The organism is Amycolatopsis orientalis DSM 40040 = KCTC 9412 (assembly GCF_000478275.1).
Taxonomy (GTDB): Bacteria; Actinomycetota; Actinomycetes; order Mycobacteriales; family Pseudonocardiaceae; genus Amycolatopsis; species Amycolatopsis orientalis.
Window position 1 is genome coordinate 201409 of sequence record NZ_ASJB01000051.1, and the last position, 6885, is coordinate 208293.

The window sequence follows — 6885 nt, forward strand, 5'->3', positions numbered from 1 at the left end:
ACATTAGCACTCATGATGACCGATCTGCCGCTCGACCTGGTCCGCACCCTGCTCGCGGTCGCCGACGAAGGCACCTTCGACGCGGCCGCCTCGGCGCTGCACGTGACGCCGTCGGCGATCAGCCAGCGCGTCAAGGCACTCGAACAGCGCACCGGCCGGGTACTGCTGATCCGCACGAAACCGGTGCGCCTGACCGAATCCGGGCAGGCCGTCGTGCGCTTCGGCCGTCAGCTGGCCTTGCTGGAGGCCGACACGCGGGCCGAACTGGGCCTGACCGCGGGCGACGAACCGGTCCGGCTGCCGATCGCGGTGAACGCCGACTCGCTGGCGACGTGGTTCCTGCCCGCGCTCACCCGGGTGCCGGCCGACCAGAAGATCTGCTTCGAACTGCACCGCGAGGATCAGGACCACACCACGACCCTGCTGCGGGAAGGCCTGGTGATGGCGGCCGTGACGTCGTCGCCGGATCCGGTCGCGGGGTGTTCGGTGCACCGGCTCGGGCAGATGCGCTACCTGGCCGTCGTGAGCCCGGCGCTCGGCACGGACCTCGACCTCGCCGAAGCCCCGGTCGTCATCTTCGACCGCCGTGACGACCTCCAGGACCGCTTCGCGCGTGAGCGCGGGACGATCGCGAGTCCGCTGCGGCACTACGTCCCGTCGTCCGAAGGGTTCTTCGACGCCGTCGCGGCCGGAATGGGCTGGGGCATGGTGCCGCTCGCGCAGATCGGCGACCGCCTGCGCGACGGGACGTTCCTCTCTCTCGCCCCGGACCACCCGATCGACGTGCCGCTGTTCTGGCAGCAGTGGAAACTCGACTCCCCCGCGCTCGCGGCGGTGTCGGCCGCGGTCACCACCGCGGCCGCGGACCTTCTGGTCGACCCACACGGATGAGGACGCGCTCACCGGCCCGGGCGTGAGATCCTGGGCGCATGACGCGCGCATTGCACCTGGTCGGGGACGAGGAAGCCGACAGGCTGCTGACCGAGGACCCGTTCGCCCTGCTCGTCGGGATGCTCCTGGACCAGCAGTTCCCGATGGAACACGCGTTCCGCGGCCCGCAGAAGATCGCGGACCGGATGGACGGTTTCGACATCAAGAAGATCCACGAGATGGACACCGAGACCTTCGTCGAACTCTGCGTGGTCCCACCCGCGATCCACCGCTACGGCGGCTCGATGGCGCGGCGGGTCAAGGATCTCGCGCAGCACGTCATGGACGTCTACGACGGTGACGCGGCCGGGATCTGGACCTCCGGGCGCCCCAAGCCGGACGGCCCCGAGGTCCTCAAACGACTGAAGGCGCTCCCCGGCTTCGGCGACCAGAAGGCCGCGATCTTCCTCGCGCTGCTCGGCAAGCAGCTCGGCGTGCAGCCGAAGGGCTGGCGCGCGGCCACCGGCTCGTACGGCGACCGCGGCTCCCGGCGTTCGATCGCCGACGTCGTCGACGCGAAGACCCTCGGCGAGGTGCGGGCGTTCAAGAAGGCGGCGAAGGCCGCCGCCAAGGCACCGGCGAAGTAACTACTTCTTCGCCGCTCCCGGCCACGGCCCCGGTGTCTCGGCGGGCAGTTCTTCCTGCCCGACTTCGGTGCGGAAGATCCGGAAGCCGCGTGCCTGGTAGTTCTTGAGCGCGGCCGGGCCGTCCGAGGTGCAGGTGTGCACCGTCACGCGTCGCGTCGCCGTCTTGCCGGGCCAGCGCTCGGCGAGCGCCCATGCCTCGCGGAGCGCGACGGTCAGCAGATGCCCGCCGATGCCCTTTCCGACGAAGGACGACAACAGGCCGAAGTACGCGAGTTCGACTTCACCCTCTCCGCTGCCGTCGAGTTCGAAGTAGCCGCACGGCGTCCCCTGCGCGTACGCCACCCACGTCTCGACGCCCGGCCTGTCCAGCCACTCGATCCACTGGTCCCAGGTCCAGGCGAGCCTGTCGATCCAGAACCAGTCGCCGCCGACGGCGGTGTAGAGGTAGCGGTTCAGCTCCGGGCTGACCAGCTCGGCGCGGGTGATCGTCACCGGGACGGCGGGTGGTTTCGCCGCGCTCAGATCGTCCGGCGAGGTCTGTTCGAGGTGCCAGGTCGTGATCTCCATGCGGCGATCATTTCAGCCAGACCCGCAGCGGCCCCAGCGCCGTGTAGCCGTTCCGCAAGGCGGCTTCGAGATCGTCTCCGCGTTCGTAACCGGTGATCGGCAGACCGGGGAAACTCGCCGCGACCGCCGAGGTCGCGCCGCGCCAGGCGTCGCCGAGGTCGCCTTGAGTGTATAAATTGGACAGTCCGGCGAAGTCGCCGTCGCGGTTGGCTGTCACGCCGGAGACACCGTCGGACCACACCGCGACGGACGGGTCCCCGAACTCGTCATCGGTGCGGGACCAGCCCGGTTCGAGGGGCACCCGAGCCGTCCGAGTGATCCAGGTGGCTTCGAAGAGCACCGTGAAACCCGCCCGCGCGAGATCCAGGCGGCCGAAGCTGTCCTTCACCGAACAGCCCGGCGAAGTGTCGATCCCGTCCAGTACGTCCGCAACCGACGCGTCGGGGGTCAAGGTCACCGCGTCCGGGTACAGCGGCGGCGTCCGGCGCGCCGATTTCCAGACGTGGCGGGAGAAGGCACCTGTGAGCCCGTGCGCGCGGCACACCGCGTCGCACCAGCTCGCGTTGACCCGCGCCGCGTCCGCTACACCCGCGCGAACCACAGGACATCCGGTTCTCCTTGTGGCACCGGGATCTTCAGCTCCCGCACCTGGCCGAACCGCGCGCGCAGCCGTTTCGCGAACGACGGCACCGACTCGGCGCTCCACACCGCGAGCACCCCGCCGGGCCGTAGCCGCGCAGCCAGCATGTCGAGCCCGTCTTCCCGGTACAGCTCTGCGTTGCCGTCCGTGACCGTCCACTCAGGACCGTTGTCGATGTCGAGACACAACGCGTCGAACCGCTCTTCCGTCCGGCGCAACCACTTCACCAGATCGGCCTCGACGACGGTGACCCGTACGTCGGAGAGCGCGTCGTCGTGGACGTCCTTGAGCGGGCCCTCGCGGTTCCAGCCGATCACGGCGGGTTCGCGTTCGACGACCACGATCTCGCCGACGCCGGGGTGATCCAGCGCGGCGCGCAGCGAATAGCCGACGCCGAGGCCGCCGATGAGCATATGTGCCTTGCCCGGCACCAGATCCGCCGCCACCGAGACCAGCAGTCGTTCGGATTCGCCGTTGCGGGTGTCCATCAGGAACACCCCGTTGGCGATGACTTCGAAATCGTCACCGGCCCGGCGGAGCACCAGTTCACCGCTCTTCCCGGGCACCACGTCGAGTACGTCGGTCATCCGGGCAGCTTATCGACGGCCGTCACGGCGAGCCTGCGAATTTCGCCGAAGTCCTCGGCCGATCGTGGCGGACACCTGTACGAACCCCTCCGACGCTCCTAACCTGGAGGCGTCGGAGGTGGTTTTCATGCACGCGACCGTCGGAGACGAGATCCAGGTGCACGGACGCACGGTGGGCTCGGCTGAGCAGCGCGGCGAAATCCTCGAAGTACGCGGCGAAGACGGCGCACCGCCGTATCTCGTCCGGTTCGCCGACGGGCACGAAGGGCTGGTTTTCCCGGGCCCCGACTGCGAAGTCCTTTCCGGGACCGAATAGTCCTCACTCCGCCAACGCGGGCCGCCGAACGCGGCTCCGCCAGCCTGCCACGACCACGACCGCGCCGAGCGCGGTCAGCGCCGCCGCGATCTCGGGCAGCAGGAGCGGCCCGCCGCCGCTGAGCACCGCTCCCCCGACGAGGCCGGAAAGGCCGACGCCGAGGTAGATCGCGGACGCGTTGAGCGAGAGGACGAGCCCTGCGTTCTGCCGGGACAGCTCGATCAGCCGGTGCTGGATCGGCGGGTTGACCGACCAGGTGGCCAGCCCCCAGAGGAACAGCACGACGGCCGCGCCCGCGACGGTGGTCGCCACCAGCGGCAGCATCGCGAGCACCACGGTGATCCCGCCGAACACGACCAGCAGTGGTCCCTTCGCGCCCCAGCGGTCGGCGGCGCGGCCGCCGAGGACGTTGCCGAGCGCGCCGCCCGCGCCGTAGACGAACAGCAGCAGGCTGACCGTCGTGCCGTGGACGCCGGCCGTGGCGGACAGGACCGGCGAGATGAAGGTGTAGACGGAGAACGCGGCGAGGCAGCCGAGCACGGTCGCGCCGAGCATGGCGAGTACGCGGGGGTCCTTGGCGACGGTGAACCGTTCGGCCAGCCGGACCGGCGGCGGCGCCGGGACGGACGGCAGGACCAGCCGGACGGCGAAGGCGCCGAGGAGCGAGAAGGCCGCGACGAGCGCGAAGACGGCCTGGTAGCCGACGCTCTGCGAAAGGACACTGCCGAGCGGGACACCCAGGATCGTCGCGACGGTCAGGCCGCCGAAGACGAGCGCGACGGCGCGGCCCCGGCGTTCGGGTGTGGTGAGTTCGGCGGCGACCGCGCTGGCGGCCGGGGTGAACACGGCCGCGCCGATCGCGGTGACGATCCGCGCCAGGAGCAGCGTCACGTATCCAGGCGCGAGGGCGGCGAGGGCATTGCCGATCGCGGTGACGACAAGGGCGGCGACCAGGAGCGTGCGCCGCTCCCAACGGCCGGTGACCGCGGCGAACAGCGGCGAGCCGACGGCGTACGCGATGGCGAAGGCGGTGACCAGTTGGGCGGCGGCCGTCTCGGACACGCCGAGTTCGCCGGTCAGCGCGGGCAGCAGTCCGGCGACGACATAGCCGCTCGTGCCGACCGCGAAGGTGCCGAGTGCGAGCACCGAGGTCCTGGGTGGTGCGAAAGTCATGGACTCCCCAGCTCCAGACCCCTTTTCACGCCACTTCCGCCCTCGGCCCCGGATCGCGATTAGGGGGCTAAACGCAAGTCGGTGCCGCAGGTGCCCGGCTGCCACCGGAGCGCGGTTAGCCCGCGAAAGTCGCTCAGGGGCCCCGTCGCCCGGGTGCGGCCCGGAGCGCGATTAGGGGGCGGAACGCGACTCGGTGCCGAGGGCCTCCGCTGGCGCCGGAGCGCGATTAGGGGGCGAAAGTCGCTCAGGGGTCGTTGTTCGATGGTTGTCGTAGTTCGATGGTGACCGTACTACGAACTCACCGAAAGTTCGAGGGGCGTCGTACTATGGACCCATGGCCGCGACCACCCCGCAGTACGTCTACCCCGGACAGGACGAGATCCGGATCGAGGCGGTCCTCGCCGCGCTCGCCGACCCGGTGCGGCTCGACATGGTCCGCCAGCTCGCCGAACCCGGCACCGAGATCTCGTGCAGCGGATTCGACGTCGCCGTGACCAAGTCCACACTCACCCATCACCTGCGCACCCTGCGCGAAGCGGGCATCATCATCGGCCGCCAGCAGGGCACCACGCGCTACAACTCCTTGCGCCGCAACGATCTCGACGAGCTCTTCCCCGGACTGCTCCAGGGAGTGCTCGCCGCCCGCCGCTGAGGGTGGGCAGCCTCACCCGAAACCGGGATGACAAAGGCACCCTTGATCGGTTGAACTGGACGCAGGACAGCTCGTCGACGTCGGGGCCGAACGCGCTGTCTTCTTTTGTGTCCGAGACCTAAATCGATTCAGAAACCCATCCGCGACGGTGGGCGAGTAATCGTTTACCCAGTACGACCCCCGAAAGGAGAGCCGTGCCCGTCGCGCTGCTCGCGCTCGCCATCGGTGCCTTCGGCATCGGGACCACCGAATTCGTCATGATGGGCGTGCTGCCCGAAGCCGCCGCCGATTTCGGCGTGTCGATCCCGTCCGCCGGCTACCTCATCTCCGGCTACGCCCTCGGCGTCGTGGTCGGCGCTCCCCTGCTCACCGCGGCCGCCGTCCGGCTGCCCCGCAAGACCATGCTGCTGGCGATGATGGGGCTGTTCACCCTCGGCAACGCCCTCTTCGCGCTCTCGCCGAACCAGGAGTTCGGTGTCGCCTTCCGCTTCCTCGCCGGCCTGCCGCATGGCGCGTTCTTCGGCGCCGGCGCGGTCGTCGCGTCCAGCCTGGCCAAACCGGGCGAACGCGCGAAAGCCGTCTCGATGATGTTCATGGGCCTGACCCTGGCCAACGTCGTCGGCGTGCCGCTGGGGACGCTCCTCGGCCAGAAGGTCGGCTGGCGCGCGACGTTCGGCGTTGTCGCCGTGATCGGTCTGGTCGCCATCGCGGCGATCGCGAAACTGGTCCCCCACCAGGGTAAACCGGCCGAACCGTCGCTCCGCGGCGAACTCGGCGCCTTCCGCCGCCCGCAGGTGTGGCTCGCGCTCGCGATCGTCACCTTCGGCCTCGGTGGCGTGTTCGCCTGCCTGTCCTACATCGCCCCGATGCTGACCGACGTCACCGGCTACTCGCCGTCGAACGTCACCCTGCTGCTCTCGCTCGCCGGGGTCGGCATGACGATCGGCAACTACCTCGGCGGCAGGCTCGCCGACAAGGCGCTGATGCCGAGCCTCTACGTCGCGCTGTTCGCGCTCGCGACGGTGCTGGCGATCTTCACCGTCACCGCGAACGGGAAGGTCGGCGCCGCGGTGACGATCTTCTTCGTCGGCCTCGCCGGCTTCATGATCGGCCCGATGATGCAGGCCAGGATCATGGAGAAGGCGGGCGGGACGCCGTCGCTGGTCTCCGCCGCGGTGCAGTCGGCATTCAACATCGCGAACTCGATCGGCGCCTACCTCGGCGGTCTGGTGATCGCGGGCGGGCTCGGCCTGGTCGCGCCCAACTGGGTCGGCGCGTCGCTGGCCGTGCTGGGGCTCTCCCTGGCCGCGGTCTCCGGCGGCCTCGACCGCCGCGAGGCCCGGCTCACCCCGGCCATGGCTTCCTGACCCTCAAGCGCGTGAAGGCCCCCTTCCCTCGGCTCAGCCGAGGGGGTGGATTCCAGGGGTCGTTGC

At 69.9% G+C, this 6885-nt stretch carries 9 protein-coding genes; 5 read left to right on the forward strand and 4 right to left on the reverse strand.

The annotated features are described in order from the left end of the window. Positions 1 to 12 precede the first annotated feature (12 nt). Positions 13 to 891, forward strand: a complete 879-nt coding sequence (locus L324_RS17400) for a LysR family transcriptional regulator ArgP (protein WP_037308943.1) — start codon at positions 13 to 15, stop codon at positions 889 to 891. Positions 892 to 929: 38 nt separating this feature from the next. Continuing rightward, entirely contained in the window at positions 930 to 1517 is a 588-nt protein-coding gene (locus L324_RS17405; protein ID WP_037308946.1) for an HhH-GPD-type base excision DNA repair protein, read from the forward strand. Here the strand turns inward: L324_RS17405 and L324_RS17410 are convergent, their stop codons facing one another. Genes L324_RS17410 through L324_RS17420 form a run of 3 tightly spaced genes read right to left on the reverse strand, consistent with a single transcriptional unit; the run spans position 1518 to position 3311 of the window. Next, complete coding sequence (locus tag L324_RS17410; RefSeq protein WP_037308949.1) at positions 1518 to 2084, reverse strand: GNAT family N-acetyltransferase; 567 nt, start codon at positions 2082 to 2084, stop codon at positions 1518 to 1520. 7 nt (positions 2085 to 2091) lie between these two features. Then, positions 2092 to 2685, reverse strand: a complete 594-nt coding sequence (locus tag L324_RS17415; protein WP_037308952.1) for a hypothetical protein — start codon at positions 2683 to 2685, stop codon at positions 2092 to 2094. Further along, positions 2667 to 3311, reverse strand: coding sequence for a spermine/spermidine synthase domain-containing protein (locus tag L324_RS17420; protein WP_037308955.1), 645 nt, complete (start codon positions 3309 to 3311; stop codon positions 2667 to 2669). The genes L324_RS17415 and L324_RS17420 overlap by 19 nt, the downstream gene beginning before the upstream one ends. Positions 3312 to 3438: 127 nt before the next feature. Here L324_RS17420 and L324_RS17425 point away from each other — a divergent pair, with 127 nt between their 5' ends. After that, a complete protein-coding gene (locus L324_RS17425) occupies positions 3439 to 3627 on the forward strand; it encodes a DUF1918 domain-containing protein (RefSeq protein WP_037309052.1) in 189 nt (62 codons plus the stop codon). 3 nt (positions 3628 to 3630) lie between these two features. Here the strand turns inward: L324_RS17425 and L324_RS17430 are convergent, their stop codons facing one another. Then, the gene (locus L324_RS17430) at positions 3631 to 4800 is read right to left on the reverse strand and encodes an MFS transporter (RefSeq protein ID WP_037308959.1); all 1170 of its coding nucleotides are present in this window, start codon (positions 4798 to 4800) and stop codon (positions 3631 to 3633) included. A gap of 334 nt (positions 4801 to 5134) precedes the next feature. Between L324_RS17430 and L324_RS17435 the strand changes: the two genes are divergently transcribed. Both L324_RS17435 and L324_RS17440 read left to right on the forward strand, forming a co-directional pair. After that, a complete protein-coding gene (locus L324_RS17435) occupies positions 5135 to 5452 on the forward strand; it encodes an ArsR/SmtB family transcription factor (protein WP_037308962.1) in 318 nt (105 codons plus the stop codon). A gap of 194 nt (positions 5453 to 5646) precedes the next feature. Further along, positions 5647 to 6819, forward strand: coding sequence for an MFS transporter (locus L324_RS17440; RefSeq protein ID WP_037308965.1), 1173 nt, complete (start codon positions 5647 to 5649; stop codon positions 6817 to 6819). Positions 6820 to 6885 lie beyond the last annotated feature (66 nt).